At 60.7% G+C, this 26377-nt stretch carries 36 protein-coding genes; 21 read left to right on the top strand and 15 right to left on the bottom strand.

Annotation, left to right across the window (positions count from 1 at the left end):
* Positions 1-88: 88 nt before the first annotated feature.
* The 7 genes from G3O01_RS10590 to G3O01_RS10560 all read right to left on the bottom strand — a co-directional run bounded on the left by G3O01_RS10590 (position 89) and on the right by G3O01_RS10560 (position 3999).
* Positions 89-433 carry a hypothetical protein gene (locus tag G3O01_RS10590; RefSeq protein WP_205804572.1) on the bottom strand — a complete coding sequence of 115 codons (345 nt, stop codon included), beginning with the start codon at positions 431-433 and terminating at the stop codon, positions 89-91.
* Between the two features lie 130 nt (positions 434-563).
* Positions 564-1112: a hypothetical protein gene (locus G3O01_RS10585; protein WP_205804571.1), complete on the bottom strand. Its 549-nt coding sequence runs from the start codon at positions 1110-1112 to the stop codon at positions 564-566.
* Between the two features lie 11 nt (positions 1113-1123).
* Entirely contained in the window at positions 1124-1264 is a 141-nt protein-coding gene (locus G3O01_RS10580; RefSeq protein ID WP_205804570.1) for a hypothetical protein, read from the bottom strand.
* 22 nt (positions 1265-1286) lie between these two features.
* Positions 1287-1667 carry a hypothetical protein gene (locus G3O01_RS10575; RefSeq protein WP_205804569.1) on the bottom strand — a complete coding sequence of 127 codons (381 nt, stop codon included), beginning with the start codon at positions 1665-1667 and terminating at the stop codon, positions 1287-1289.
* A 46-nt stretch (positions 1668-1713) separates the two neighbouring features.
* Positions 1714-1995 (bottom strand): hypothetical protein, encoded by a 282-nt coding sequence (locus G3O01_RS10570; RefSeq protein WP_205804568.1) that lies wholly within the window; start codon positions 1993-1995, stop codon positions 1714-1716.
* Positions 1996-2591: 596 nt separating this feature from the next.
* Positions 2592-3593 (bottom strand): hypothetical protein, encoded by a 1002-nt coding sequence (locus G3O01_RS10565; protein WP_205804567.1) that lies wholly within the window; start codon positions 3591-3593, stop codon positions 2592-2594.
* A 181-nt stretch (positions 3594-3774) separates the two neighbouring features.
* On the bottom strand, positions 3775-3999 hold the full coding sequence (locus G3O01_RS10560; protein ID WP_205804566.1) for a hypothetical protein: 225 nt from the start codon (positions 3997-3999) through the stop codon (positions 3775-3777).
* Between the two features lie 413 nt (positions 4000-4412).
* Here G3O01_RS10560 and G3O01_RS10555 point away from each other — a divergent pair, with 413 nt between their 5' ends.
* From G3O01_RS10555 to G3O01_RS10540, 4 genes are all read left to right on the top strand, one after another.
* On the top strand, positions 4413-5285 hold the full coding sequence (locus G3O01_RS10555; protein ID WP_205804565.1) for a TraB/GumN family protein: 873 nt from the start codon (positions 4413-4415) through the stop codon (positions 5283-5285).
* A gap of 103 nt (positions 5286-5388) precedes the next feature.
* Positions 5389-5814, top strand: coding sequence for an SMI1/KNR4 family protein (locus tag G3O01_RS10550; RefSeq protein WP_205804564.1), 426 nt, complete (start codon positions 5389-5391; stop codon positions 5812-5814).
* A 273-nt stretch (positions 5815-6087) separates the two neighbouring features.
* A complete protein-coding gene (locus G3O01_RS10545) occupies positions 6088-6930 on the top strand; it encodes a hypothetical protein (RefSeq protein WP_205804563.1) in 843 nt (280 codons plus the stop codon).
* A 49-nt stretch (positions 6931-6979) separates the two neighbouring features.
* Positions 6980-7954, top strand: coding sequence for a hypothetical protein (locus G3O01_RS10540; protein ID WP_205804562.1), 975 nt, complete (start codon positions 6980-6982; stop codon positions 7952-7954).
* 110 nt (positions 7955-8064) lie between these two features.
* On the opposite strand, the gene G3O01_RS10535 is transcribed toward G3O01_RS10540, so the two are convergent.
* Positions 8065-8958 carry a hypothetical protein gene (locus tag G3O01_RS10535; protein ID WP_205804561.1) on the bottom strand — a complete coding sequence of 298 codons (894 nt, stop codon included), beginning with the start codon at positions 8956-8958 and terminating at the stop codon, positions 8065-8067.
* A gap of 336 nt (positions 8959-9294) precedes the next feature.
* Between G3O01_RS10535 and G3O01_RS10530 the strand changes: the two genes are divergently transcribed.
* Both G3O01_RS10530 and G3O01_RS10525 read left to right on the top strand, forming a co-directional pair.
* Positions 9295-9765, top strand: coding sequence for a hypothetical protein (locus tag G3O01_RS10530; protein WP_205804560.1), 471 nt, complete (start codon positions 9295-9297; stop codon positions 9763-9765).
* A 110-nt stretch (positions 9766-9875) separates the two neighbouring features.
* Positions 9876-10628 (top strand): hypothetical protein, encoded by a 753-nt coding sequence (locus tag G3O01_RS10525; protein WP_205804559.1) that lies wholly within the window; start codon positions 9876-9878, stop codon positions 10626-10628.
* 73 nt (positions 10629-10701) lie between these two features.
* Here the strand turns inward: G3O01_RS10525 and G3O01_RS10520 are convergent, their stop codons facing one another.
* From G3O01_RS10520 to G3O01_RS10490, 7 genes are all read right to left on the bottom strand, one after another.
* A complete protein-coding gene (locus G3O01_RS10520) occupies positions 10702-11322 on the bottom strand; it encodes a hypothetical protein (RefSeq protein WP_205804558.1) in 621 nt (206 codons plus the stop codon).
* Between the two features lie 55 nt (positions 11323-11377).
* A complete protein-coding gene (locus G3O01_RS10515) occupies positions 11378-11827 on the bottom strand; it encodes a hypothetical protein (protein ID WP_205804557.1) in 450 nt (149 codons plus the stop codon).
* A 20-nt stretch (positions 11828-11847) separates the two neighbouring features.
* The gene (locus tag G3O01_RS10510) at positions 11848-12618 is read right to left on the bottom strand and encodes a hypothetical protein (RefSeq protein WP_205804556.1); all 771 of its coding nucleotides are present in this window, start codon (positions 12616-12618) and stop codon (positions 11848-11850) included.
* Positions 12619-13030: 412 nt separating this feature from the next.
* Positions 13031-13339, bottom strand: coding sequence for a DUF4031 domain-containing protein (locus G3O01_RS10505; protein ID WP_205804555.1), 309 nt, complete (start codon positions 13337-13339; stop codon positions 13031-13033).
* Complete coding sequence (locus G3O01_RS10500) at positions 13336-14355, bottom strand: ATP-binding protein (RefSeq protein ID WP_205804554.1); 1020 nt, start codon at positions 14353-14355, stop codon at positions 13336-13338. Before G3O01_RS10500 ends, G3O01_RS10505 begins: the two co-directional genes overlap by 4 nt.
* Positions 14356-14500: 145 nt before the next feature.
* On the bottom strand, positions 14501-14983 hold the full coding sequence (locus G3O01_RS10495; protein WP_205804553.1) for an RES family NAD+ phosphorylase: 483 nt from the start codon (positions 14981-14983) through the stop codon (positions 14501-14503).
* The gene (locus G3O01_RS10490; protein WP_241023821.1) at positions 14980-15546 is read right to left on the bottom strand and encodes an antitoxin Xre-like helix-turn-helix domain-containing protein; all 567 of its coding nucleotides are present in this window, start codon (positions 15544-15546) and stop codon (positions 14980-14982) included. Before G3O01_RS10490 ends, G3O01_RS10495 begins: the two co-directional genes overlap by 4 nt.
* A 123-nt stretch (positions 15547-15669) precedes the next feature.
* Here G3O01_RS10490 and G3O01_RS10485 point away from each other — a divergent pair, with 123 nt between their 5' ends.
* From G3O01_RS10485 to G3O01_RS10415, 15 genes are all read left to right on the top strand, one after another.
* A complete protein-coding gene (locus G3O01_RS10485) occupies positions 15670-16458 on the top strand; it encodes a hypothetical protein (RefSeq protein WP_205804552.1) in 789 nt (262 codons plus the stop codon).
* Positions 16459-16600: 142 nt separating this feature from the next.
* Complete coding sequence (locus G3O01_RS10480; protein ID WP_205804551.1) at positions 16601-17551, top strand: SOS response-associated peptidase family protein; 951 nt, start codon at positions 16601-16603, stop codon at positions 17549-17551.
* A 452-nt stretch (positions 17552-18003) separates the two neighbouring features.
* A complete protein-coding gene (locus tag G3O01_RS10475) occupies positions 18004-18504 on the top strand; it encodes a hypothetical protein (RefSeq protein ID WP_205804550.1) in 501 nt (166 codons plus the stop codon).
* 36 nt (positions 18505-18540) lie between these two features.
* On the top strand, positions 18541-18816 hold the full coding sequence (locus G3O01_RS10470; RefSeq protein ID WP_205804549.1) for a hypothetical protein: 276 nt from the start codon (positions 18541-18543) through the stop codon (positions 18814-18816).
* 140 nt (positions 18817-18956) lie between these two features.
* Entirely contained in the window at positions 18957-19763 is an 807-nt protein-coding gene (locus tag G3O01_RS10465) for an IS5 family transposase (protein WP_205804548.1), read from the top strand.
* An 89-nt stretch (positions 19764-19852) separates the two neighbouring features.
* Positions 19853-20107 (top strand): hypothetical protein, encoded by a 255-nt coding sequence (locus tag G3O01_RS10460; protein WP_205804547.1) that lies wholly within the window; start codon positions 19853-19855, stop codon positions 20105-20107.
* Between the two features lie 106 nt (positions 20108-20213).
* On the top strand, positions 20214-20618 hold the full coding sequence (locus G3O01_RS10455; RefSeq protein ID WP_205804546.1) for a hypothetical protein: 405 nt from the start codon (positions 20214-20216) through the stop codon (positions 20616-20618).
* Between the two features lie 10 nt (positions 20619-20628).
* The gene (locus G3O01_RS10450; protein WP_205804545.1) at positions 20629-20994 is read left to right on the top strand and encodes a hypothetical protein; all 366 of its coding nucleotides are present in this window, start codon (positions 20629-20631) and stop codon (positions 20992-20994) included.
* A 10-nt stretch (positions 20995-21004) separates the two neighbouring features.
* Positions 21005-21295 (top strand): hypothetical protein, encoded by a 291-nt coding sequence (locus G3O01_RS10445; protein WP_205804544.1) that lies wholly within the window; start codon positions 21005-21007, stop codon positions 21293-21295.
* Positions 21296-21759: 464 nt separating this feature from the next.
* Complete coding sequence (locus G3O01_RS10440) at positions 21760-22119, top strand: hypothetical protein (protein WP_205804543.1); 360 nt, start codon at positions 21760-21762, stop codon at positions 22117-22119.
* A 38-nt stretch (positions 22120-22157) separates the two neighbouring features.
* A complete protein-coding gene (locus G3O01_RS10435; RefSeq protein WP_205804542.1) occupies positions 22158-22460 on the top strand; it encodes a hypothetical protein in 303 nt (100 codons plus the stop codon).
* A gap of 23 nt (positions 22461-22483) precedes the next feature.
* Positions 22484-22723: a hypothetical protein gene (locus G3O01_RS10430; protein WP_205804541.1), complete on the top strand. Its 240-nt coding sequence runs from the start codon at positions 22484-22486 to the stop codon at positions 22721-22723.
* Between the two features lie 8 nt (positions 22724-22731).
* A complete protein-coding gene (locus tag G3O01_RS10425) occupies positions 22732-23325 on the top strand; it encodes a hypothetical protein (protein WP_205804540.1) in 594 nt (197 codons plus the stop codon).
* Positions 23326-23514: 189 nt separating this feature from the next.
* Positions 23515-25887 carry a hypothetical protein gene (locus tag G3O01_RS10420; RefSeq protein WP_205804539.1) on the top strand — a complete coding sequence of 791 codons (2373 nt, stop codon included), beginning with the start codon at positions 23515-23517 and terminating at the stop codon, positions 25885-25887.
* On the top strand, positions 25884-26354 hold the full coding sequence (locus tag G3O01_RS10415; RefSeq protein ID WP_205804538.1) for a 3'-5' exoribonuclease: 471 nt from the start codon (positions 25884-25886) through the stop codon (positions 26352-26354). The genes G3O01_RS10420 and G3O01_RS10415 overlap by 4 nt, the downstream gene beginning before the upstream one ends.
* Positions 26355-26377 lie beyond the last annotated feature (23 nt).

Here is a 26377-nt window from a genome sequence, read left to right as displayed (position 1 = left end):
CCGGTTGCATTTCAGTCTTGTTGCGCGCCGACCGGCGAAGCTAAAGCCGAGATCAAGTTTGGCCGTGTCGGTCGGCGTCGCAGGAGGGTCACTGGTTGACGGTCACCGTCGGCGTCTGAATCACCACTCCGCCGGACTCGACGTTTTCCAGGCGCACGAGGTTAGCGGGGCCGGACTTGCTGGCGTTCGGCGCGCCGCAGATCTGCTTCACGGTCGTCGCCACTGCCCCGCTCGCCTCGCTGGTAACTTCCGCGATGTAACTTCTGCAGATCGTGCCGTCACTGTTCATCACCGTAGGCAGAGCTACGTCGATATTCCCCTCGTTCACGAATTGCAACGAGAGCAGTTGCGGCAACGCCTTCGTGGCCGCACCCGCCTGCATGCAGACACTCGCAGCGATCAGACACGCAGAAATCGTCAGTGCTTTGGTCACTTCAATTCTCCTGTTTTGTAACCGTTGAGGTGGATGCGTAGATCACGCACAGGGGACCTTTTCGGATGCAGTCTGAAAAATTTCAGTGCCACCTACAAAAATCTTGTTTTCCCATGCTGGACTGTGCGGCTCACCCCTGTACGGTTGCGGGCGGCGCTTCCACCCCGAACTCGGACTTGTACAGGGCGCGCATATTCGCGCGGTACAGCCAGTCTTTTGCCTGATCGATCGAGAGAACACTCGTCGGCGATCCCAGGAAGATGCGGTTTGCTTTCAGCTTGTCTTTGTCGGCTTCGCAGTCGTCGCACAGTTCATACGTCAGCGAGATGTACGTACCGGAGCGCGACTTCGCAAGCACGTGCCAGAGTTTGCGATCGTCCCGGAAAGGCTGTGATCGGCTTTCGGGCTGTACTGCCACGATGACGGAGTTGCTCCCGGAGAAGACCGTGTCAGGTTCGAGCAACCTCACCCCTGGGACCCTTTCGGACCACTCCGAAAACACCTGGGGCAGGTAGAGGCTGATGTGCGCTTCGACATCGGCATTCGCCGCCGCACGAAGGCGGCCCGCTTCCTTGTATTGCTCCCAGCCGGCAAGGAGTGCACCTGCCATCAAGATGGACGCCACAAACGGCAACGCCCGCTTGACCTTTCCCGACGACCGCTGTTCGAAGTTTTCCATGGACCGTCCTGTCAGAGTGCACGCTGAACGGAGCGGGATGCGCCCGTAATGTCTTCGCCGATGCCGGCGATCGTGTTGCAGCCGCTCAGGCCCAACATCGCCCCGAGAAGTACAGCAACCGTCACGCTCTGTTTAATGGCGAGTTTTCTCATGACTTGTTCCTTCTTATTGTCGTTATTCGTTGCGCTCCGCGCGCCTTCTGCTCTTCGCCCGCTCCGCAGCCCGGCCAAACGCTTCCTTCTGTTCGTCGGCCGCCATCCACAGGTCGGATGCCCGGCGGTGACGCAGGATGCTCCTATTCTCATCGGACCATGCGTCTGTGTTGCGGTTATAGCGTGCGAAAAACGTTCGCAAAGCACCGTGCTCATCGGCCGGTTCGGCGACTATATAAAGCGCGCTTTTGTCGATGTTGGCGATCGGGACACCGTCACTGAATTCCGGCCGTATGTCCTCCGCTTTAATCCCTGGCGCACCGTCGTAGGCGAGCGACTTCGGAATGCGCATCACGCGGCTCAGGACAGCCGCTTCTCGCGCCCGCCCCGTCAAACCGAACATAAGGTCGATCGCCCTGCAAATTGCTCGTAGCATCGGTGCCCCGCTCTCAGATCACGCGGCCGTCGATCGCCAGGGCGATCGGGCGCGCCTCGAACCGGAACTGGCGGTGCTTCGGGTACTGTGGATCGATTTCTAGCACTAGCCGCCTGACCTCCCGCATGAGGGCGCCGTTATCTGCACCCAGAAGGTGAGCGGCCTTCGCGAGTCCCTCCCCATACTTCTCTACCATCAACGCAGCGAATGCCGCCGTCTCCGCCCCACGCGAAACGTCGTTCTTGCGTGAGGCCGCATAGTTCTGGATTTCTTCAATCAGGGCATTGTCAGCCACGTATGACTTCCTCTAAAAATAAGGGGGTATCGGCTTGCGCGGTTGATAACCGGTGTTGATCCTGCGTTTCACAATAACGAACCGCTGGCGCTATATCCACAACGGCAGCCGTCGCGACGACCCGAGCGCCCTTCAAATTTTTCATGAGATCGCAACCATCCGTTGTGTTCGCCATGTGACATGGTTCCGTCTTCGGCGCAAACGACGGAAAATTCAGTACGCGCGGCCGGCTTTTGTCGCGCGCTACGTGCCACCGCGTAGGTCTTACCGGGGTGTCAAAACAGCAAAACGCACGTCGACCACCCTTGACGGGCAGGCGCGTGGGCGCCGGTGAGTTGAGGGTCACGTCAGATTGCGCGAGTTGTAGCGTTTTTCGTCAGCAGCCCCAGATACCAGAGCGCCAGAGGACGGGCGCGCGCCCCTCTGGAATCGCTAACGGCACGACCCTGACAAAGCTTTAGTCGCTTCGGACGGCACTGGTCCCGACCAACCGCGGCCAACAAAAAGAAAAGCCCGCCATACCTCCGAAGGAAGTATGGCGGGCGCATTGCTCTTTGATGTTTTCTGGTGATCTACCCGGCAGCCTTTCCTGCGCCTCAGGTCGATTGAACCTTCGCGCGGACAGCTTCGATGTCGAGCTCGTAGCGATGGGCGACATCAATGACGCCTGCGTCCCCCAGGGCTTTGACTGCATTGGCGAGCGCGACGTCGTATGAGTCCGTGATACCTTCGTTGTAGAGCGCCTGCCATAATGCGCCTTCCTTGTCCGCTCGTAGCAGGATTCCCACGAGGTCAGGAAGCGCGTTGAAGGATCCGACGATGCGGCGCTTCAACATCTCGCCCTCGAGGACCGACTCGCCGGGCTGATACATCTCCGCCACCTTACGATGTTCGGCATCCGTGATGAAGCGGCCCGACAACACCAGCTTAATCCCGGGTTGCCGCGGTTCGACCGGCTCGCCGCCCTGCAAGGGTTCTGGTACAACGCTCATGCCTCCGCCATTGCGAAAGCGAGCAAACTCCCGGTTACCCGGCCCCTCGTAGATCAGTTCCACATCCTGCGCGAGACACTGACCACCCGCGAAGTCGAAGCGCTCGCCGGCCTTGATCGCAGCGAGGCGCTGTTCCAGCGCCCCGTAGACGGCGAAAGACCAGGTCTGACCTTCCTCCATACTGAAGCGGGGAAAGTCGACTGTCCGCTTGAAGCGGATGACCGCGTGCAGCCTTTCGCTTGCAGGTTTACGTCCCGACGTCGCGGCAGGCTGGTCGGTTGCCTTACCGGACGTGCCGTCGACCACCGGAGCCGGCGGAAGATCTGCCAGATGGCCAGTGAACTCCCGCGCCCCGGAGGTGTCCGGGTCGATGATTGCCGTGTAACCGCCCGCACCATCAGTGACGATGTGCAATCGGTCCGGTTCGATCGTCTTCCCGTCGCACTCGTCGAAACGATGCAGTACCTTACCGCTACCGAGATCGATCGGCTCGCCGGTTCGCTCGAGCGCTGCTGCCACGCCAGTTGCGGCCAGGATCTGAGGTAACAGATCGGTATCCGACTTTGCAAGAGACGTCGCAGCGTTCGCGGTGTGTTGTGATTTCATGGAAAGCTCTCCTGTGTTGTGCCCTTTCGACGGGCGTTGATCAACGGGAGAGGGGGAAGACAACCTCGGTCAAGCGCTCATTGGAAGCGCTTGACCAAAGCTGTGCGTGACGGTCGAACGAACCGCCGGACCGATTGGTGCCAGTATGTGGCACGCAACCGGTCCGACGCCGCGTATGTCGTCAGGCCAGATCGCAAATATCGGCCGAGGGGATCTTTCCTTGCGTCCACAGACGCATTACCTGCGCGCGCAGGCCGGCTTCGTCGACTTCATCCATACAACCCACGCCTTCGGCTTCGTCAATCAGATGAGTGAGCGTCTCGCGGGACATGCCCTCGATGGCCTTCTCGATGAGGGCCTTCTGTTCGGCAATCGAGCCGGTCGATGCGTTGGTTTTTTGGTTCATGTGGATCTGCTCTCCTGTCATGCCCGAAGGTCGGGCTGTTTGAAAACGGGAGAGAGGACAGCCTCTGGCGAACGCTCGTCAAGCGTATGCCACAAGCTGCAGAAGGTAGGGTTTTGATTCCACTGCCCACACTCGGTGGGGAAAAACGCGTGTTGCCGATTTAACGGCTCACGTGATTCTAGCTGGTTGGCGGCACTCGGGCAATTACGCGCGCCGCCGTCGACCGTATGACGGCATCAGGAGCGCAAAGGCCGGATACGTCGTCGGGAGGAGACGGGTTCGACGGGATATAGCGGGCGTGGAGGCCCCCATGCCAGCCCGTGCATCGATTCGGGCGAATGGTAGGATCCAAGCGACTGTTGGAACGCCCGCGGCCGGGCTTGCCGCGTTAGAAAGCGAAACAGGAGAGTAAAGTGAAAATAAAGGCGATCATCGCCCAGCTTGCAGCTGCGACGTTTGTCCTGGCGGCAACGGCCGCTCACGCTGCAACAGACGCGGGTGTGCCTGCCCTCCGGATCACTGCACCAAACGGCGAATCGAGCGTTCTCATCGGTTCCGCACACGTCCCCATCAAGGGACTGCTGCAACCAGACGCTTCCGTGTTCGAGGGCGCACGCCGATACGTTATCGAGCATTTGGGCGTACCCCAATCTGGCGATCAGGGTTCGGGCAAGGAGCTTGGACCATGGGCGCGAAGTCTCACGCGCGAAGAACTTGCGACCTACCTGCAGCGCGCGCTATGCGCCGGAGTCGCGCCCGAGGAGGCGTTTGCGAACCTGCTGCGTCCCTCCTCGCAGAAGGCAAACCAGTTGGCTTATACCCCGTGCGGATGGATGGCGGTTCTCAACCGCGACTCCGTGCTGAGCAACGAGAAGCCGGCCGGCATACCTTTGGGCTTTCTCGAAGACGACGCCGTTGTCGAGGCGACGCGACAGAGCGTGCCATCGCAACTGACCGATCTATCGTTCAGATGGGCGCTTGCTCACGACCCCGCTGAGGTTCTGACGGGGATCGGCAACGCGCTCAACCAGGGAGACTATGAAGCCCTGCGCGGGATGGTTGACGCGTCGATCGGCAATCCGCAGAACGCACAGGCATTCGACCGGATCATGGTCGATGGGCGCAATGCTGCGTGGATGCCGCGGCTGCGCCGGTTTCTCGATGAAGGGCACGCCGTGATCGTCGTCGGCGCGATGCATCTGCCGGGCGAGAACGGGCTGATACAGAAACTCAGCAACGACGGCTACAGGGTCGAGCGGATCGCCCTTCCTTCGCGTGCGGAATGAGCTCCCCAGTGCTTCGCAACGGCCCAAAGACGGATCTCGGACGTGCTGCCGCAAGCGGGCCTCGAAGGCGTTCAGATAATTCGATCAGGCCGGAGCGCATCAAATGATCGATTTCACCGCATTGCTGGGCGCAAGCTTTCACGCAAATGCCCGGTCCACTTCAGCAGGAATTGCGGGCCTAGAAACGGCACTCGGTGTTTCGCTTCCACCGGACTATAAAGACTTCCTCTTGTGGGCGGATGGCGGCGAGGGAGACGTTGGCGATCTCTACGTGTCCATGTGGAGCGCCGAGCAGGTTGTTGAGCTCGACGCCTTGTTCTCGATCAGGGCACGCATGGGGCAGGATTTCGTGGGCATCGGTACGGACGGTGGGGATTACTGCTTCGCCCTGGATCTCCGGAACGGGGGACGTTTCGTTGTTGTGCCGCTCGGTGCGCTGGCACGGGAGGAAGTCAAACCCCTGGCTACCGATCTTGTGGCCGGACTAACCGGCATCCGCGACGGCTTCATAACGGGCGACAACATATAACCGGCGTCGGTACAGCGGGCTTGGAGCTTTCAGACAACGCGCGACGGCGGGACCGGAAGCCCTGTGCCCGCCGCTGACGGGAATACTTGCGCCGCAGATAGAAAACTCGCTGCCCTCCCCTGAATTTCCCACGCGATGCGCCGATAAGGCTCACGTGACAGCCCCGTCGGGGGGGGGGGAAGCACGGTCCGACCAATAACCTTCTCCCGTTTGGCGAACAACAAGGGCGGCCGCCCGGCCAGACCGGGGCCGACAAGCAAAGAGGAACACCGAATGTCCACACTACCGCTAAAAGAGCCTGCATCTCAGTTCCGCCGGACCGCCGCATCGGCGTTCACGGCGCTTCTCATGCTCGTTGCGCAGATGAGCATCGCCATAGTCGCCTTGACCTCTGTCCGCTTCACGACCGAACGCGATCACGCAACCGTCGCGGTTGCAGATTACCGCTTATGCTCCGCATCCATGGGCGCTTCGACCGACCAGTTGGGCGATGGGTGCATCTACAACAACGTCAGTGTCCACGGCGATCTGCTGCGTCGCACCTTTATCATCTCAACGCCCGAGGGATATCGAATCGAGTCCAGGGATGCCGAGAGTGTCGTGGTAAATGGTGCGGCCGCTGTCGAGCGCAAGACGATCCTGAGTTGGCTCGTACTCGCCGTCGCTGCATCTGGCGCTTGCTTTCCTGTCCTTGCACGGTTCTTTCGGGGCGCTCTTGAGAAGAGCGAGCGGGGTGCGAGCTTGCTGTATGAGTTGTCGGCCACCCATCGCTGGCATGCGTCTGCGGCGGCTATCGTGATTCTCGCCGTCGCCGTGTACGCCTATCCGAGCTTCCGGGAATTCCTGGTCGTCCACCGGATCGAGGTAGCGCAGGAGCAGTACCGTACAAAGCGAGGCCCGGATGTGCCTGTTTTTGCTAGCGCAACACTGCGCGGTGATTTGTCCCGTCTTGGTGGCGGAGTCTTCGACCGCGCTCTACGACAGGCGGGCTTCGGTTGTCAACTGTACGACGCAGACGGACGCGTGACATCAGCAGGCGTGCTGGAAGGCGGGACGATCAGGCGGGCGAACCTGCCAGCCGGCACGCGCGTCGGTGGCCGGTGCTTTTACGGCTAAACCGGTCGCGCAAGCCCCTGATTTTCAGTAGTGTTGATTTGGAGCTGGAATGGGTATTCAGTGGACCATTGACAAGATAAAGAGCCTCAAAAAAGCCGAGATCCAGAATCTCATGGCGAATGCACGGGCGGCCGGAAACCTCGAGGTGGAGGAACTTTGCCGCGCGGCCCTGCCCGCCGATGTCAGTCGAGCCAAAGGAGATCGGAAAGTGTCGCGAGGAACCTTCGAAATACCGGCATCACACGTTGCAAAGGTGGCTGAACTGATCGAACGCCTTCGGCCCGTCGACGAACTGTCGAATGGGCTGGAGCGCCGCCGCCTCCAGGCCAGCCCCATTCAGACGCTGGGTGAACTGTGGCGCCTGTTCATCACCTGCGGCCTGTCGAGCATGGAGGACAGCGAAGAAGGGGCGGCCCTCGATCGCTTCATCCGCGCCCAAGGTCCACTGTTCGATCTTGGTTATCTGAGGCGCATCGAGTGCGATCCGGCAGAGGTGCTAGCGGAGATCAAGCGGAACGTGCCCCGGATGGCGCAAAACAAGTGCACCCTCGTCGCGGGCAACTTCCCGCTCTTCGAAGCGGCTGGCGGCGCGCCTGATACCGCGCTGTCCGACATTCGGGACACTGAGAGCCCGCTCCTGATTTTCGGGGAGCTTGCGCGCGGCGACCGTCACGATCGGGATATCACGAAATCGGCAGAGTTCAGCCTCGGGATCAATCCCGACCCCTTCCCCCGGATCAGTCACAAGCAGATCCGGAACATCCTTGTGAACAGCGGGCTCGCCCGCAACGTTGTGCCTCTCGACTCTCGCTGGAGCCGCTTCTTCGGCGACATCCTTATCGTCGACTCTGCCCTGCTCGCCCGCAAGTCACGATACCTCGCTGTGGAAGACCTTCTTCGGCAAGCGCTGATCGAAGCATCGTCACAGAGAACAGATATCGACAATCTGGCCGTCCTCGACGCGATCGTGTTCCAGCACATGTCGCGCAAAGGCATGTCAGATCCATGGTCGGGCGGCGGCTAAAGCGATCGAGCGCTCTCCCACCACCGTAGGGAATATTCCGTGGCACAGGTCGCAGGTGCGACATCAAGACCGTCATGCCCTAACGTTCAGACTTCGCTCACGAGAATCGATCACGAAGTGTGCAGGATCCTGAAGCAGTATTCCGTCATCTCAATCCCGTCCCGCTTCGAGGGCATACGGCTCGCGCGGAATCTCACGCCCTGGAAATCGAGTGCAAGCGCTGCGGGCCCCGCCCCGGGCGCGTGCCTGTCAAACTCCGCCACGACCTGACTCGATTCACTGAACCGTACATAGTGCCCTGCGACTTCGAGGAAGGACGATAAGGTTCCGCTTGTTTCGCCGACCAGGATGTCGCTCGCAAGGCGGCACGCGTTCGCAAACCCTTCTCCCGGCGCCCCCATTTCGGCTCCCAGTTCGCGGGGCCATGGGATGGTGACGGAGACGGCTGCAGGACGGGGGTCACGGGTGTCTCCACCATTGGCCAGCGCCTGCATGTAGCCGACGCGCGCCCAGTACACATATCGTTCCCAGTCCTTGACTGAGGTAGCGAGGGCTCTTCCGCCCTCCTTCAGCAAATGCCTGATCGGAAGAAAGTCGGGCGACTTCCCGCATTCGTGCCCGGTTATCACGGCTACGCAGTGGGCGGCCAGGCACCACTGCAGCACGACGCGGCCGCTCTTCAACGGATCGCCTTTACCCGTTCGCAACAGCACATTGTGTAACGAGTAGTGCTCCCACGCGGAGACCGAAGACGGTTCCGCGTTACCCGCATCGTCGATTACTGTTCCGACATCCGGAAACAGCTCCGCCAGTACTGTCGAGACCACCGCCGCGGAAGAAAACACGAACGACTTGAAGTCTTCGATATGGCGCAGCTCCTGAGCGTGCCCCTCCACCATTAGTCCCTCGGCCGACAGTGAGGCATTCGGGCCGACGCGGAAAATCCCCGATTCTGCGTCCGTGACAAGCTTGTCGATGGAAAAGCGCGGGTTGTTCGAATCCATTGATCTCTTTCCTGTAATGCCGCGTGATTGCACCGGCTGGAGTGTCAACACAGCAGCGCGTCCTGTGCAAGTGAACCACATTATCGACAGGTGCGAGGACAAATTCAGGCCTCACACGCACAGCGCGCGCTCGATTCGGACCAGCACTTCTGCCTCTGAATCACGGCGACTGAATTTCTCTGATTTCTCGCCGAAAAGCATGCATATCTCCGCCGGGAATGCGTGGGGCTGGCAATGTGCCGCCGCGGTCGGCCCGCAAACACTCCCGTGGGCTTTCGTGGTCACTGGCGCCAGCTAGCGACCCGTCCAACACTATGCACAAGATCGACGACTTTTATGAAGCGAAGCTTCCCGTGTGGGCATACAGGCAAGGGAAAGTATTGCCACCGCTGCGACAGCGTCTCGCGCGCTGAGGCGAAAGCCGAGGAGCAGGCGAAAGCAGAAGCGGCGGCGCGGATTCAGGCGCGCGCAGATGCACAGGCGCAGGAAGCCGCTGATCGGCTACAGCGCCGGGACCGACTCCGCCAGTTGGTCGACGAGGCGAGCATTGATCTTGGCCCGGTAGAGCACCTACCGGCCGTTTGCGAGCGCGCGGCGACGGTACTGGAGCAGTTAGCGGCTGGTGTGCACCCGTACGAATTGAAGGCTAAACCTCTGCGCTCGACGAAACACACCGTCCTGTCGATCCCCGTTGGCCTCAGCTACCGGCTGCTCGTGGAGCGCGACTCGCGCCGCCCGCTTCGGATCGTCTCCCATGAGGCTTACAACGATCTCTACTGTAAGGCGGAACGCGCCGCCGCCTGTTGAACGTCCGGATCCCCGAACTAACGTCTGTGCGGCATCCTCTTTGCCCTCTGACAAGTGTGTGAGCGTCCGTTAGCAGCTAAACTGGCGTCCACCCTGAGCGGAGAAGCCCTATGCCGGCCGAGCGTACAAGAGTTGAAGATCATCGGTGGAGCGACCCAGGTGTTTGGGACGTCACGGAATTCGGCAATGGCCGTCGCGTTCGCGCTTTCCTCGACGACGTCGTCAATCCATCTCTGATTGCACTCGACAGGCAGATTGCCGACTGGCAAGAACGCGGCGGCGGCGCGCCCTTCGCGATCGCGGATATCCAGGCGCTCACCCGTCAAACTACCCAGGCCTTCTGCCTGTCAATCCATTCTCTTTTCGAGCGGCAGTTGCGGCGCTGGATCGCGGGCGCCGTTCACCGATTTGGGCCGACCCCTGAACGGATCGACGTTGCGACCAACCGGCGTCTCGAGCAGCTGGATACACTTCTGGCAGAGACGCGAGGCATTGCACTGCGAGCATTCGATTCTTGGGACGATATCTCCCTGCTCGAACTCGTCGCGGACGCGTGTCGCCACGGCGATGGTCGGTCTGCCGGAAGACTATTCAAACTCAAACCGCACTTCTGGCCGCCCCTTTACCAGGAGACGCCCGTAATGCCAGGGATGCGGCCGCAGGTTAGACCTACGTCGCATCCTCCCATGGACGCTATAGAGATACCCCGAGATCAGCTTCAGCGGTTCGTCGAGGCTATCGACCGGTTCTGGCTCGACGTCGAACTCATTCACTGCAACAGTTGCATTTCACCGCAGGACGCCGGGGGCTGGCGAGAACGACAAAGGCTGCTGGAGATACACCGGGCACGCAGACAGGCCTGAGTCGCCAGCCGACTTTCCGTCGCAAGGAAATGGGGTGAGCTTTTTCGGGATACCGAAGCAACTCGGGTAGCACCTATCGGTGCGCATCGACAGGGGTGCGCTGCCCTTTCGCCTTTAGCGCCCGCGCGCGACGCGTGATATTCACGAACACGCATCGATGATTACGGGAGAGCTCCTGACTGAGGCCCATCAATTTGATGTGCTGCACATCCTGTAATGAGAGCGCGAAACCCCGGCCACGGCTGACTTCGAGCGCTCGCAAAACCGACGCCGCGTCGTGACACATCGTCTCGTCAATCGAGAAGGGACCGTGAGGGATCTCTGCCACGTTGACCGCCCCTTTGATGCCCGCGTTGAGCACCGACTGGGAGTGGTCAATGATCCGGCCGGGTGTTGCACGCTCGAGCAGCAGGGTCTTTCCCGAGCCAGTCTCGCCGATCAGAAGGATCACCCGATTACGGTTGAGCGCGGCACGGACGAATCTGGCAATGAGCCACGAACGGGCAAGCGCGACGGCGCGCCAACGGCGCGGCCAGAAGCCCTGGCCAACGCTGAGTACGAAGGGTTGATTGGGGCGTCGTCCCAGATGCTCGTTACCGCCAGTCATTCCAACGATCCTCTCCGCTTGAGCGGCAAAATTGATAGAAACTTCAAAATTCGCTCGCATGTCGATGCTGACCTCACCCGGTTGCACCGAATCTGCGGGTGCGAGTATAGCCCGCACAGGAAGCACTTCCCTCCATCCACGGTTAATCGCTTGCAGCGGATGAGGGGTGATCGATTCCGGCTTTCCAAATTGCGATCCGAGCAACATCGGTTGACTTCAATGCCGCGTTACCTGTCGGCTCAGAACCCATCCGCCCTGTGTTCGCGCGATCCCGTACGATCAGGTCTCGTACCGCATGGGCGCGCCGCTCGAACAATCCACCCTTGCCGCGGGCGCCAACGCCACCTTCAAGGTCGCGCACATACTGTTGAAGGGCCGCACCGATAACACCAATTGCTGCCTGATTGAGCTCATGGCCGTCGACCTCGATCTTCGGGATGTCGTAGCGACCGTTCGCGTACGCCATTTCGAATTCAGCTGCCGCAAACCCTGCCCGATAGCCACCACGCACGACAGTGGCGACGTATGCGAGCGCGCCGCCACCGAGCGCGGAAACGACTGCGACTACAACCAACCATGCCGCGTGCGACATTTTCTTCTCCCCTTTTGCAGTCAGTTGCGATCTTCCGGGGCCGAGGCCTCGTTCTCCCAACCGTGACCGCTGTCGCGAGCAAGCGCGCGGATCTTCCGCACCCGGAAGGTGGCGTCATACAGCCGAAGGTACGCGTCATCGTCCTTAAGCTTGCGGCCACCCACACTTTGCATCACGTCGGCGAACTTCTCGCGGGTCGGCGTCGCGGCAAGCGAGTATTCAAATCGGCTTTCTGCCGTGCCGTCATTCTCGCGGTACGCGGCGTGCTCTTCACTTTCCGATCCATGAAAAATGAATCCGGCGAGAGTGTCGCGCTGGACGTAGATCATCGCTGGCGTAACGTTGCCCTCGTAGGTCAGTCGCCCAAGGCAGAGAACCCGGTCGCGGCTGACGGTGCCGTCGTAGTGTTCTTGCGTTTTAATGCGCACCAACGGCGCAGCGCGCTCGGCGAGAGCGTACACGAAGTGAGAATGAACGACTGCCGCGCCATCGACAGTCTCTTTTATGTCGCGGACGGACCGCCTCGCGAGTCCGACGGCAGTAATCGCTTCCAGCAGGTCGTGGTCGTAGTACCAGGACGGCGTGCCGTCGCGCTCGGTGGTCGTCTCAACGGGCCACGCGAACCGCGACAGGCACTGTTCGTCCTGCGTGTACCGCTTCGCATCGGCCGTCGCGAGTCTGACCAGGTCGGCATGGGTGGGTGGCTCAGGGTCGCTGTCCGAACAGCCTGAGATCAACACGGTTACCAGCGCGCCAAGGAGGAGCGCGCCGCATTTCGTGGAAGTTCGCATATCCGCAGATCCCGATCAATGCGTCAGGGTTACCGTCATCGTGCAAACGACAATGCCATGGGCTACCACTGATTTTTCCGCTCCGGGTTCGCAACCGGGATGCGTCACAGCGTAGATCCGCGCGCCTGTAGCCGCGCACAGCATGGACAGCAGAACGGCGAACACTACCACCCGCTTGCGAGACCTCGAGATTCCTTCTGTGTTTGCCGACATGTCTTTGCCCTTTTCGTTAAAGCCCCACGCTCGCCCGGGGCCGGTACAAGCCATCTATCGGCGATGCGCCGAGGAAATTCAGTCTTGACCGCTGCCGCGCATGCATTGCCTGGCCGAACGAGTAAGCGCAAGATGGGGACGGGACGAGAGCCGGCTCGACGCCGAACGGGTTCCGCAAATCAGACCTGGTTGAAGGCGCTCAGGGCGCGCCGCTAGAGTCGCCACCGGCTTGGACTGCGAGACGCCGGAGCCGCCATATCCTCGATGCCTGACGCCAGTTCACCTCTATGGCGCCCAGCGACACGGCGGCCGCGCGCCGCACTGCGGTGAGATCATAGTGAGGCGCAACGTCGTGCGGCTGAAACCAGGCTCTTCGCATGCCGATCTGCTCGGCGAACGAGTGCAGTTCCTCGATATCGACCCCGTCGGTGAACAGGTGGCAACTCTGCACTGTCCGCCCGCGCAACCTGAAACCCCAGCTCGCGAGACGATCAACGTAGACCGTCACGCGGCTCTCCGCTCATACGACGAAGCGAGCCGCTCGATGTTCTCGCCGCGGTTCAGCACCAGATCGCGACGAATTTCCCGGCAGTGCTGCACGAGCGCTGCGACGTTTTCGAAGGGATGCTGTGCGACGCGATCGGCGAGATATGAGACATCAACGCCCGGTGTCAACTCCGGAGAAAGCTCCGCCCGCGCGCAACGAAGACGGATTTCCGCATCGGGCGCAGGTATGTGGAGACGGAAGTCGAACCGTCGCAAGACCGCCGCGTCGATCTGGTCGACCAGGTTCGTCGCGCAGATGAGCACGCATTGGGAAGGCAGGCGGTCGATGAGGATCAGCAACTGGTTGGTGATCCGCTTGATTTCCCCGAGGTCGCTTGTAGCCCGGTCGGCGCCGATGCCGTCAAATTCATCGAGAAAGAGGACACAGGGCGCGCGCTCGGCGTAGCGAAACGCCTTCGCCAGGTTCGAGCCCGTCTCTCCGAGGTGGCTTGCAATGAGACCGCTGTAGTTCACCCGCAATAGTGGGACCGCGAGTTCACCCGCCAACGCTTCCGCCAGCATCGTCTTTCCGTTTCCCGGCGGCCCCTCGAGCAGAATCCTGTGCCGCGGCGAGAGGCGGAAGGCAGCCAGTTCGGCGGCGCGTCCGTGTTCCTGGAGGATAGCCGGGAGACGTTGCGCTATGTCTGCAGGCAGGATGACATCGGTGAACCGCGCCTGCGGTTCCTCGAACGAAATGATGTCAGCGGGCAACTTCATCTCGACCGGCTTGGCAGACTGAAATCTACGGAGCTTGGACGCGACCGCCGGATGGGTGTCCGCAAGGGCTGTTGCCATTTGCTCGATGACATCCGAAGCGCCGCTGGTATTGCCCCAGCGCAGCCGGTCGACGAAGGCGGACAGGAGTGACAGCGCAGCCGAGGAGGCCTGTTTGCGCGCCGCCGACGCGGACGCCGTTGAGCGTGCGGGCGGAGGCGCTGCTCCCACTACTTCTGCCTGTGCTTCTGCTGCACTCGTCATGTCCGCGGCTCCTGGCGCTGTGCCTGTTATCCGATGGGTGGCTAGGTCCTGGGCCACAAATGCGCCCACCCACCTCATCGACGGAACCGCGGAAATATTCAGTGAGGTCTGGTGAAAACCGATCGCCCGCGCCCCGGCGCAGCCCCTACCGCTTCAGCCGGCTGTCGTACGTCCACTTCCGGATCTTCGTCGGAGTGAGCTTCGCCGTATCCGGGTGACCGGGATTGATCAGGATGTTCCGCTCTTCCGGGACGATGACGGAAGGCACAATCAGGAGTGAACTGGCGACGCCGTTCGCCCAGTTCGTGCCAGCGTCGATACTAACCTTTCCCGCCGGGTCAACGTCCCAGCCTACGTTTTGTGGATCGGCCCCGTCGAAAATGGTCGCCGCGCGCCAGACATCGTCCGGCACGTCGATTCGCACGAGGATCCGATTGAGCGGCAGCCCGCCACTGACGACATGCACTACCGTTTCGAGGCACGCCAGCGCGCGGCTCTCCGACGTGTACAGCACCGCTGTGCCTTTGGCATTCCAGCGCCCGCCCGTCGCCTTGGCGCCCCCTCCCGACATGTCTTCGGCCGGATAGGCCGGCGTAAGCGCGGCTATCCGCCACAGAGATACCGTCATGCGTACGCACCGCTCTGCATCTGACCAATCAGCGCGGCGAGCACTTCCTGTCCTTCGTGCGTGTCCAGATAGGCCGACGGCAACATCCCTCCGAGCGCCGGGTTCGGTTGCGACAGCCACTCTTCGAGCCACTGCGCCGCGTCGAAATCCTTCGCCACATCGGGATCGCCGGACTCGTCGACGACGGTCTGGACCAACCCGATGAGCTTCGACATCCCGAGCACGCGCTCTCCCTGATCTGTACTGAGCGTATCGTCTGCCTGCGCTTTCCGGTTGACCGTCGACTTCGAAAGGCCGAGATACTTGATGACGACGTCCTGACTGACTTTCAGGGCGGTGGCGAGGTCGTAGACGCTCTTTGCAGAGACGCCAGCCTTGATCACCTGAATCCGATCGACGCTCGACGAACGGTAGGCTTTCCGGAAGTCCATCACATCGAAGGGCAAGCGGATCCTCATTTTCCCTTCCGCCGCGGCCTCGGCAGCAATCGCTCGCTTTGCCGGCAACGCGCGACCAACTTTCGCCTGACGCTGCGATGCAGCCCCAATTTCACGCTTTGCCATGATTTGCTCCTGTGCCATTTGAGACGATATTTTACCCCAAATGGAACAACAGTAAAGTATCGTCCAGTATGATCAGCCCTGCGCCCGCCACGTGGCGCCACACCCACGAGACAACAGAAAACCATGCAGAGCGATTTTTTCGCGCGGTTCGCAGCAGATATGGGGAGGCTCGACCTGGCCCGCGTGCAGTCCCCCCGCGACATTCCTGAGACGTTTTTGCTCGGTCGCCAAGGTCCACTGTCAAGCTACTACGTTCCGTTCGACTACGTGAACCCCAAAGCGCGCCTTGTCCTCGTGGGTATCACGCCCGGATTCACCCAATGGAAAAACGCCATGCGCGAGGCGCAGGATCGGCTGCGCGGCGGCGCGACGCACGCCGATGCACTGCGCGCCGCCAAGCAGACCGGCGCTTTCAGCGGCGCCATGCGTCCCAATCTCATCGCACTGCTCGACCACATCGGCCTGAACCGCTGGCTCCAGTTGCCTTCATGCGAGGCGCTGTTTGGCGCCGCCGGCGACCTCATTCAGACCACATCTATCCTCCGGCATCCCGTGTTCGTCGACGGCGCGAACTACAACGGCGCGCCCGGAATGACCCGGTCCGAATTTCTGAAAGCTCAGATTGAGCAGCATTTCGCCAACGAGGCGCGGTCCCTGCCCGACGCCGTTTATATCCCGCTTGGGCCTAAGGTAAGCGAGGGGTTGGACTGGCTCGTCGCGCGAGGCGTCGTGCCGCCTGACAAGGTGCTGCATGGTCTGCCACACCCGTCCGGCGCGAATGCGGAGCGGATCGCCTACTTCCTTGGCCGGAAGGCGCGGGAGGCCCTGTCCGCGAAAACCGACGCCGCGAAGCTCGACGCGATCCGGGAACAACTCCAGGTGCGCGTCGCCGCACTCGGTCCCCTGAACTGAAATATTGAGCGCCGTCGTCAGAGAAATCCTCGGAACCGACGAAGCGCAGTGCGTGGTCGACTGCGCTGACAGGGCGCGACGTCGGGAGGGGAAAGCGCGCCGTCCGTTATCATCTGGGGGTGCCTAACTTCTGGAGTTCGACGTGTGCTATTCCGCCCAGCTTGTCGCCGACTACCGGAAATACGTGCGGGCCTTCGGTGCGCGCATTGATTTTGACGAGTTCGCGCGCCTGTTCATGGCGCGGGCAGATGGCGCGCGGATCAAGCTCCCCAAGGCAATCGAGGACGAATTCGTTACCGGCGGGGAAGGTGACGTCGCGGACCTGATTGGCCGTTTCCGTGCTGGGCAGGCGACGACGCTCGAGCAGACTCTCTTTGCGCAGCGTGAACGCCTCGCGAAGGCAGACCGCGCACTCCAATTGAAAGTCACCAAGGCCGCCTCGGAAAGCAAGCGCATCGCGACCGACAAGATCGACCATACCATGCGAAAACTCGAAGATCTGTGGCGCACGACATGGAAGCGCCGCGACTCGCGGTTTTTCCCCGGAGACTATGCGCCGGTGATTGTCGTCGAGGATGGGCAGAAGGTCGTCAAACCGATGCGCTACCAATGCAGGATCGCCGGAAAGCCAGCTTCATACGACACGCGCTTCCCCGGCACTTACAATTCCCGACGCGACAGCCTTGATGGCTTCTGGCGCCCACTCTTCGGCTATACGCACGGGATCCTCATCGTCGACGCGTTCTATGAGAACGTGAAGCGGCATCGACTGGAGGGCCGCACGCTCCGGGAGGGCGAAGAAGAGGAGAACGTCGTGATCGAGTTCAACCCGAACCCTCAACATCCGATGCTCGTTGCTTGCCTGTGGTCGCGCTGGACCAACGGGAAGGATCCTGACCTTCTCTCCTTTGCAGCCATCACTGACGAACCGCCGGATGAAGTCGTCGCTGCGGGCCACGATCGGTGCATCGTGCCTATCAAGCCGGAAAACGTCGATGCATGGCTGAACCCGGACCCACAGAATCTAGCGTTTCAATATGCGCTGCTTGATGACCGGGACCGTCCGTACTACGAGCACAAACTTGCGGCTTAAACGTAGTAGGGATCGTTGAACGCGTCTGCCCTTTCGACTCCTTCGGTCAGCATCGGCAGAGCCAAGCTGATGTTAGACCGGGAAAGCTTGGTGCGCGAGCGTCTCGACCTCTTTGACGACTCAATCCAGACCTCCAACGCCCGCGTCTTCGCGGATGCCCTCCCGGAAGGCGTGAAGGCATCTCCTCACGCCTCCCGCCGCCACGCCGTCGGCTTGCCTCTCCAGCCGCCGCTGGTAGATTGGCTTGTAGGCGTCGTCACGCCGCTCCAACGAAAAAAAGCGCGTCCGCTCTAAACTCGGCGAGCTTCTTGCCGAAAACGCACTGTGGGGCAACTTTCTCAATGCGTTGCTCTCCCTGGCATGCGGTGACCACGGGCGGGGAGTTCAGGCGCCTGAGTGTCGGGGGCGCTGGCGCTTCACAGAATGAAAAAGCGAAATCAGAGGGGGCTACATTGCCGAGAACGTTAAGCGTCGCCAACAAGCTCTTGTCTCTGCGCGGAGCCGTCGATATCACGGATGACCGGGGTGAGCTTGCATATCGCGCGAAAGGATCGTTTTCCCTCCTCTCCCCGACCTGGCGACTCTATCGCGGGGACGCCGAAGTCGGCACGGTGCGCAAGCGCCTCTTCTCGTTCGTCCCGACCTGGCGGATTACGGGTGAGCTTGGAGAGTTTTCAGTCAGGCGAAAGGTGTTTGCCCTTCGTCGCCGCTATTACGCAGTGGGCGGCCCGCGCGACGGTGCGACTGTGGCCGGCAACATCTTCGATCTGCGCTTCAACGTCTCGCACGCCGGGGAGACGCTGGCTCATGCCAAGGGGCGGCTCCTGAGTGTCCGCGACCGTCATGACCTTGAGGTAGTGGCCGAGCCCGAACTGTTTATTGTTTTCGTCGTCCTTGTCCTGCAACTTGACCGTCGCGACGATCAGCGGGCTTCCCGCCACGATAATGACTGAATCCGAGAAAGTCGCCTCCGATGTGGGAGGCAGAACGTGATTACGTTGGAACAGGTGCGCGTCGCTGCCTCGAACCTCGGCGGTTTTGGCGCCCGCCCCGATGAGCATGACTACATCGTCGCCTGTGAGATGGCAGCGGCCAGGGGTTTTCTTGAGGTCCGTCGAGTCTCACCGGTGGTGCGACGGGAGTTCTGGGTCGCCTCGCCGCTGCCAGCCGCGAAACGTGCACCGCCCCCCGCCAATTCGACGATTGAACGAGATCAGCCCATTGGGTATCGGGTTCAAAGCCAAAAAAATTCGTCCCCCGACTGAATTTTTCGCAAGACGCGCCGAATAGATACGGTAACTGGAGCCGGATTCTCACCACAGGACACTCGACCGTTGATGTCACAAGAAAAGCCAGCCACTAGTGCGTGTTAGGAACTTCCCGCCAGACCTGGTATCCTGGCGAGATGAAAAAACGCAGGCCCTACCCAACGGATGTGTCGGATGAGGAGTGGTATTTTGCTGCTCCCTATCTGACCTTGATAAGCAAGGATGCGCCGCAGCGCCGCTACGAGTTGCGCGAGATGTTCAACGCACTGCGCTGGATCGTGCGCGCGGGCGCACCGTGGCGTTTGCTGCCCAACGACTTTCCACCGTGGGAATTGGTCTACCAGCAGACGCAGCGCTGGATTCAGGCAGGTTGCTTCGAGGCCATGGTGAGCGATCTGCGTTCGGTGATCCGGGTTGCGCAGGACCGCCGGGGCCAACCCAGCGCGGTCATTCTCGACGGTCGCACGTTGCAATCGACGTGCGAGAGCGGCCCGCGCGCAGGCTATGACGGGTACAAGCGCAAGAAAGGCAGCAAGGTTCACATGGCGGTGGACACGTTGGGGCAACTGCTCGCAGTGCATGTGACACCAGCCAACGAGCAGGAGCGCGCGCAGGTCGGTGAATTGGCGCGGCAGGTGCAGCAAGCCACGGGCCAAACCGTCAAGGTGGCGTTTGCGGATCAGGGCTATACCGGCGAAGAGCCTGCGCAGGCGGCGCTCGACGAAGGCATTGAGCTTCAGGTCATCAAGCTGCAGGAGGCAAAAAAGGGCTTTGTGCTGCTGCCGCGCCGCTGGGTGGTCGAACGCAGCTTCGGCTGGCTCAACCGTTTCCGCCGACTGGCGAGAGACTACGAGCGGCTGCCCGAGACCTTGGCGGGTTTGCACTTCGTCGTATTCTCCGTGCTCATGCTTGTCCACTTTGCAGCTCTTAACAAAAGTTCCTAACACGCTCTAGGTCCCTCGCCGAGCGCCTCGGTTACACTGCTGAAGAGCTGAATCACCGCCCACTGCCGCCAGCAAGCGAGACACTCGGCATGTTCGCGTTCCGGATCGGCAGAGCGACCGTTCCCTTGACAAGCGGTCCGGGACTGGTTATCGGGTTGCTGGCAGGAACCCTCGGGCTTGCCCTGGGCGTCGCTCTGATTGGCGGCTTTTTCTGGGCGGTCTTCTGGCTTGTCAGCGTCACAGGTCTGCGCACCCTGTATGAGAACCATACGGTAGTCATGGAGTTCATCGGTCTTGCCATAACGGTCGCCGTGTTCGCCCACATCTATCGCCTCAGAGGCTAATCACCAGCTTCCTTTTCACATCACGCTTCCGTGCGCTCTAGTAACGACCCGGTGGTACTCGGCGTCATGCCGGGAATCCCGGCCCTGCTTCTGCCGGAAATCCACAATGAAAAACGCCCTCTTTCTCTGTCTGTTAGCCGCTGGACTGTCCCAAACGAATTGGGCATTTGCCGACATGAACAATGACGTCGTCTGCCTCCGCGAAGGCACGACGTCTGCGCCACTTAGCGACGGCAGTTGCGTCCCGGGTGCATCCAAGATCGATGCGAAGGCGTGGCGAGAAAGCGGCGACAAGGTCGTAGTGCGGAAGAACGGAGCCGGGATCCTTCTCGAGCCGGCGTCCTTTGACCAGCGCTATACGTATCTGCTCGTCCAGGACGGCGGCGGTACCGGTGCAGTCAAGATTTCGACCCGGGCTGAATGCGACAAGCTCGTGGCAAGAAACAACGGTCGCTGCATGACCGCCGCTGAAGCCAAGGCCGAGTTTGTACGGCTGAGATCCGCTGACTGACAGGGAAATCATGACCACGAGCGCTCAAAGGGCCGAACTGTTCTTCATTACCAGTCACCCGGGTAGCGGCAAATCAATGCTCGACACCATGTCGAAGTTGAGCGGGAGGCTGACTATTTTCGGACCCACGCAAACTGACGGCACGAGCGAGTTCGACGAGGCGAACAAAGCCGCCCATGCTCTGGTGAGTTCCCTTCCAGGTTTGCATGATGCAATTCTCACTATCACCGAAAAGTCTCTCTCTGACGACGACCTTCGTGAACTGCTGACTCGTCTGCCGATGGATCTCAAGAAGGACATCCGCGAATACGGACTGGCTGACACCGTAGTCCGCGAGCAGATCTGCGCCTGGCTGGTACAGGATAATCTTGTTTAGGAGACAGACGATGAAGTTCCTGTGCTGGCGCCTTTGCGTACCGCCGCGCACCCCTTTGATGCCCAGTGTGATCCATCGGAGATTCATCGTCTCCCGCGCATTGAGTGCCGGATTCATACTGGGCATCTGCATCATGGGCGTAGGAGCGTTCGAGTTGCACATCTGGCGAGCGACCCTTCAGCCTGATCTGCGCCTCAACGCCGAACAGGTCACTCAGGCGAAGCTGGCCGTGAAGATCGTAGTAGCTGGCGCGGCGCTATTTCTGTCCTGTTTTGTTGGCAAACTGATTCAGTGGAAATGACATGAAGCTTGCACTACTCATTGGGGCACTCTGCTCCGCGATCGTCGCTGCCGGTGTGTATGCCGCGTACTCGTCGCACGATATCTGGCCGATAGCGGCCGCTGGGCTAATAGTGGTAGTTCTGTTCAGCGTGTTCGACGTGTGGGGCAGATTGGACAGCGAATTTGAGCAGCACCAGGGCAACACGAGGGGCTAGCTCTGATGGATCGGACGACACGAGAAGTACCCGGCCAGATAGCAATTGGCATACTGGCGATAGCTCTGTTTGCCGGGGGAATTGCGGGCGTTACGTATCTCATGCAGCGATTCAATTTCTTCGGCTGGATGTTCACACAGTCTTATAACCATCCCGTCGCTACAGGGTTGGCGATTCTGGTCTCAGGCGCTGCGTTGCTGGAGATCGGACGGCGAATGTTTGTTCGCGCCTAGGACACGGACATCCTGCAATTCAGGGCATGCAGCGAATGAAGACACTGAGCGAGATTCTGGATTACACCCATGAGCGTTTCGATACAGTCTATGGTGAGCATCTCGGAAGAGCGGTGACAGGCCACAGCTGGAATCGCACGAATATCGACGGCATGGACCTGATGCTGGAGACAACTCGTGCAGGGCGATGGTTTCTTGCCGACTTCTACCGACGGCCCGAATACGCCCCGTTTGCAGACCTATTCGACGGAACCGAAAGCAGCAACCCGACCTTGCACGGAGCAAAGGTGCAAGCGCTGACCCGCGCGCTTGAGATCGTGAAGACTATTCGTCCTGGGGTTTCACACGAGCAGTTGAAACGGGCGGTTGAGGCAGAGCGTCACGCCAGCGCCTGAGTCTACGCGCCAACATTTTCCAATCGATGAGTCACAACATGTCGACAATCACCGTACCCCGAAAGCTTTGGTATCGTCTCGCGGACGTCATTCAGGATATGGGCAACCATCACCCGGATTTCCGCGGCACGGAGAAAGGCGAAGATCTCGGAACCCTCGGCAACGCCATAAAGTACGCCGTTCCTCCGCACGAAGGTGCCTCACTCGATCTGGCTCAGCAGGCCTGGGTTGACCGTGCAATCGCCGTTGCCACGAAGTACGGCGGGATCAGGGATGGGCTCACGCCCGTCGAAGGGTTTGTTGAGACTGCAGAGAAGCTTATCGGCATCTTTGCCGACTGACTAGGAAGCAGACGACAGCTCGCATGACTCAGGAATTCACCACTTTATTGCTGCACCGCTGGATCGCGATCTCGTTCGGCCTGTGGGCAAAACTCGCTCCCATGGTCGTAGCACTCAGCGTAACTCTGAAGCTTGCGTCCGTCGGTGTGTGGACGGTGATGCCTTGGGGGTCGGTTGCGGTCCTGCCGGCGCTTGGCGCGATGCCAACCCTTGCCCTACTTGGCGGCTGGCTTGCCCTGATGACCCACGACTGGAATCGCTAGGAACGCCTATGGACTTTATTTCGGTGTTGCTCGGCCTCGCTCTGATAAGCGCACTCTCTGACGGGACACCCATCGATCCCAGAAAGATCCTCGCGCCGGTCGCCATGTTTGCTGCCGTCTTGGGCGCGTCGATGACCGTATGGGTTACGCTCGAATATCACGCCTGTGAATTCAGCACACTATATATGCCCTGCATGACGATATCGAAATCGTTCGTCATGACGGTTTTGAGCATCGGTACGGTCGCAGCGTCAGGCGTTGCCATGCTCAGCACGTTGACAGTCATTTCACGGGGCTCGGCATCTACGATCGTCGTCTCTGAACCGGACGTTCAAGCCGCACTGACCCATCTTCGCTTACTGCCGTTCCGGGAGAACGGGCCGGTCGCCTGGGATCGACAATATGTCATCAAGCTGATCCGCGAAGCTGCGGGCAGCACGCCCAAGGTCGGGGATTGCCTTGAGATAGGGCCGGGTGTCTTCGGTGTCGTCCGACCGTTCGGTGCTGATCTTGCGGACGGCCCATACGCACAAGGCCGGCTTCAGGTATGGATCGCGGTTCGGTCCGCAGGGACCGATCCGTCCAACGTGTCCGAGTTATAAGCGCCCGTAACGACACCAAATAACATCAGATCATGAACCTGTTTCGACTTCTATTGATCGTTTTCTTCGGCATTCCCATGGCAGTTGTCCTTGGCCACTGGATCAACGACGCGGTGCACACCAAGCACGCGACGCACACCTCGGCCGTTCGCGCGCACTGAGCGTCTGGCCATCCGTCTTGAACTCCCAATGACGAAGGACCAAAGCGAGACACCGATCGACACGTATCGGCGCATTGCCCGCGAACGCGGTGGGGTGTGCCTTTCCGACGAATACCGGGGCAGCAAGGTCTCCTTGCGCTTCCGTTGCAGCGAGGGACACGAGTGGGAAGCGCGGCCCGCCGACATCAAGAACAAGCCGACCAACGCGGGTCGCGGCACCTGGTGTGCCCTTTGTTCCAAACGCCGTATCGCGGGGATCGCTACGTTCCATGAAATGGCAGCCGCCCGTGGCGGCGTATGCCTGTCGACAGAATACAAAAACGTTGAGACGCGACTGGCGTTCCGGTGCGCTCAAGGTCACGAATGGGAGGCAAGGGCCGAGAATGTCCGGCTCGGACACTGGTGCCGGCGATGTGCCGTTGCTGAGAGCGCCAAGGCAAGGCGCCCACCTGATGATCGGTTCGAGGCCCTAGCCGCACGTCATGGCGGGGTTTGTCTTTCGACCTACGTTGATGCATTGACTCCGTTGCATTTTCGTTGTGCCCACGGCCACGAATGGCGCGCACTGCCGAAATCCGCCAACCAGTGGTGCCGTACCTGTACGAGAGAACAGCGGAGACAGCGCGCGTTCGAAGCCATTTTGCAACTCGTGCAGTCGCGGGGCGGCATCTGCCTGTCGACGTCTTATGAGACACAGGAGTCGACGCTGCGCCTCCGGTGTGCAAACGGTCACGAATGGGAAGCGAAGGCCGGCGCGATTCATCGTGGAAGCTGGTGCATCCGCTGTGTGTACGCAAGAAATGGCGACGCCGCGCGCGCAACGCTGGACGAGTTTCAGGCGATTGCGGCACGTCACGGCGGGACCTGTCTGTCGACCCATTACGAGCATTCCACGTCAAAACTTCACTTCCGCTGCGCGTCTGGCCATGAGTGGTCGAGAACGCCCGTTGAGACCAAGAAAAGGGACCAGCTCGGCTACTTCTGCTCGTACTGTAAAGGCACGCTAGTGCACGATCTCTTTGGCAAGGTAGTCACGATTGCGCGGGAGCGGGGTTACGAATGTCTGTCCAGTGCACACGGACGCTCGGACAGGAAACTACGGTTCCGGTGCGATCGTGGGCACGAGTGGTCCACGTCCGGCCATGCGGTTCTGAATGGCTACGGTCTTTGCCGCGTGTGCGCCAACCTGACTCGGTTCGAGCGCGTCCTCGAGGTTGCCAGGGCCAATGGCGGCGAATGTCTGTCGGGGTTCGAAGAATACAGGAGCGCCACCCTGCCGCTGCGCTTCAGGTGCGTTGATGGGCATGAATGGCAATCGTCTGCGAACCAGGTGACCAGCGGATACTGGTGTCGCGAATGCACCCATAAAACCGAGGGGTTGGTCCGTCAACTCCTGGAATGCGTGTTTGACGTCAGGCTGCCGAGCCTGGCGCCTGAATGGCTGAGTTCCGATGCCTTCAGCCGCTGCATCCTGGATGGGTACAACGAGGATCGACGCCTCGCCTTCGAGTATCACGGCGAGCAGCATTTTGCGCACGTCGGGCATTTTCACGGACGGGACGGCGCTCGTACCTTCTCCGAACAACAGGCCCGGGATGAGCATGTACGAACGAAATGCGCCGAACAGAACGTGACACTCATCGAGATTCCCGCGATCCCGCAGCGGCGCTCCGCAGAAGAACTCGTCGCAGCGGTCGCAGTGGCTGTCGAACGCGCGACAGGGGTCGTAATCACCCAGACGATGATCGATAGCTTCACGGCACGACCGTTCCAGCGCGGCAAGCTCAGGGAGCTTGCCGAACTGGCAGAGTCCCGTGGCGGCCAATGTCTTTCCGTCAAATTCGAAGGTGTGAATACCCCAGTAAGCTGGCTGTGCCGTGAAGGACACCGCTGGGAGGCGACGCCTTCGTCTGTCACTCGCGGCGCGTGGTGCGCGGTCTGTGCGCGCGTCCGGATAGCCGCACCGATGGACGAAATGCACGCACTCGCGGCGGCGCGTGGCGGGCGCTGCCTGGCAACTGAATATCACGGTAGCGGCACCAAACACCCGTTCGAGTGCGACAAGGGCCATCAGTTTGAGATGCGGCCGGCTTTCATCAAGCTGGGGCACTGGTGTGAACGATGTAGCTACACGCAGCGAGGGCTCGCGCAGCGACTGCCGATCGACGAGGTGCGCGCGATCGCGGTGGCGAAAGGCGGCGCCCTGCTCTCCGACGCCTATTCATCTGGAAAGCGGACGCTGCGGTTCCGGTGTGCGATCGGCCACGAGTGGGAAGCGTTGCCGACGTCGGTCAAGCATCAGAGTTGGTGCCCTCGATGTGCGTCCACCCTACGGGGCAAGAAAAGCGTCGAAGCCAGACGCCGCAGGAAGAACGCACTCGTCAATGAAGGAAACGAATGAAGCCTCGGAGCGTATGGAAGACCCGCTATTTCGTTGACACCGAGTTCACAAGCTTTGAGGATCACCAGCTCATCAGCGTCGCGATAGTCAGCGAAGACGGCCGGGAATTCTACGCCGAACGGACAGATTTCGACCTCAATGCGTGCAGCGACTTCGTCAGAGCCGTCGTCGTTCCCCAGTTGGGGCAAATGCCAGGGCGAGCCATGCGACTCGAGCAGCTGCGGGCCGAGCTTCGGGAATGGCTCCGTGCCGTACCGGGAAGGCCGAAGCCCGTTCTATCCTACGACTACACTGGCGATCTTGAACTGGTGGAAGCGCTGCTCGGGGGAGGCCTGCCCGCCGGGTGGCGACACGAAAATATCTCCGCAAAACTCGACCAGGCGCGTCTGGCGGCGTATGTGGCGGAGCATGGTGGGGAGCATCACGCGCTTTACGACGCACGCGCAAATGCGCATGCCTTTCGGTGAGCGCCACCTGCGCATTGTTTCGC

It is taken from the genome of Burkholderia sp. Ac-20365, from assembly GCF_017104715.1.
Taxonomy (GTDB): domain Bacteria; phylum Pseudomonadota; class Gammaproteobacteria; order Burkholderiales; family Burkholderiaceae; genus Paraburkholderia.
This window is presented reverse-complemented; position numbering and strand designations above follow the sequence as displayed.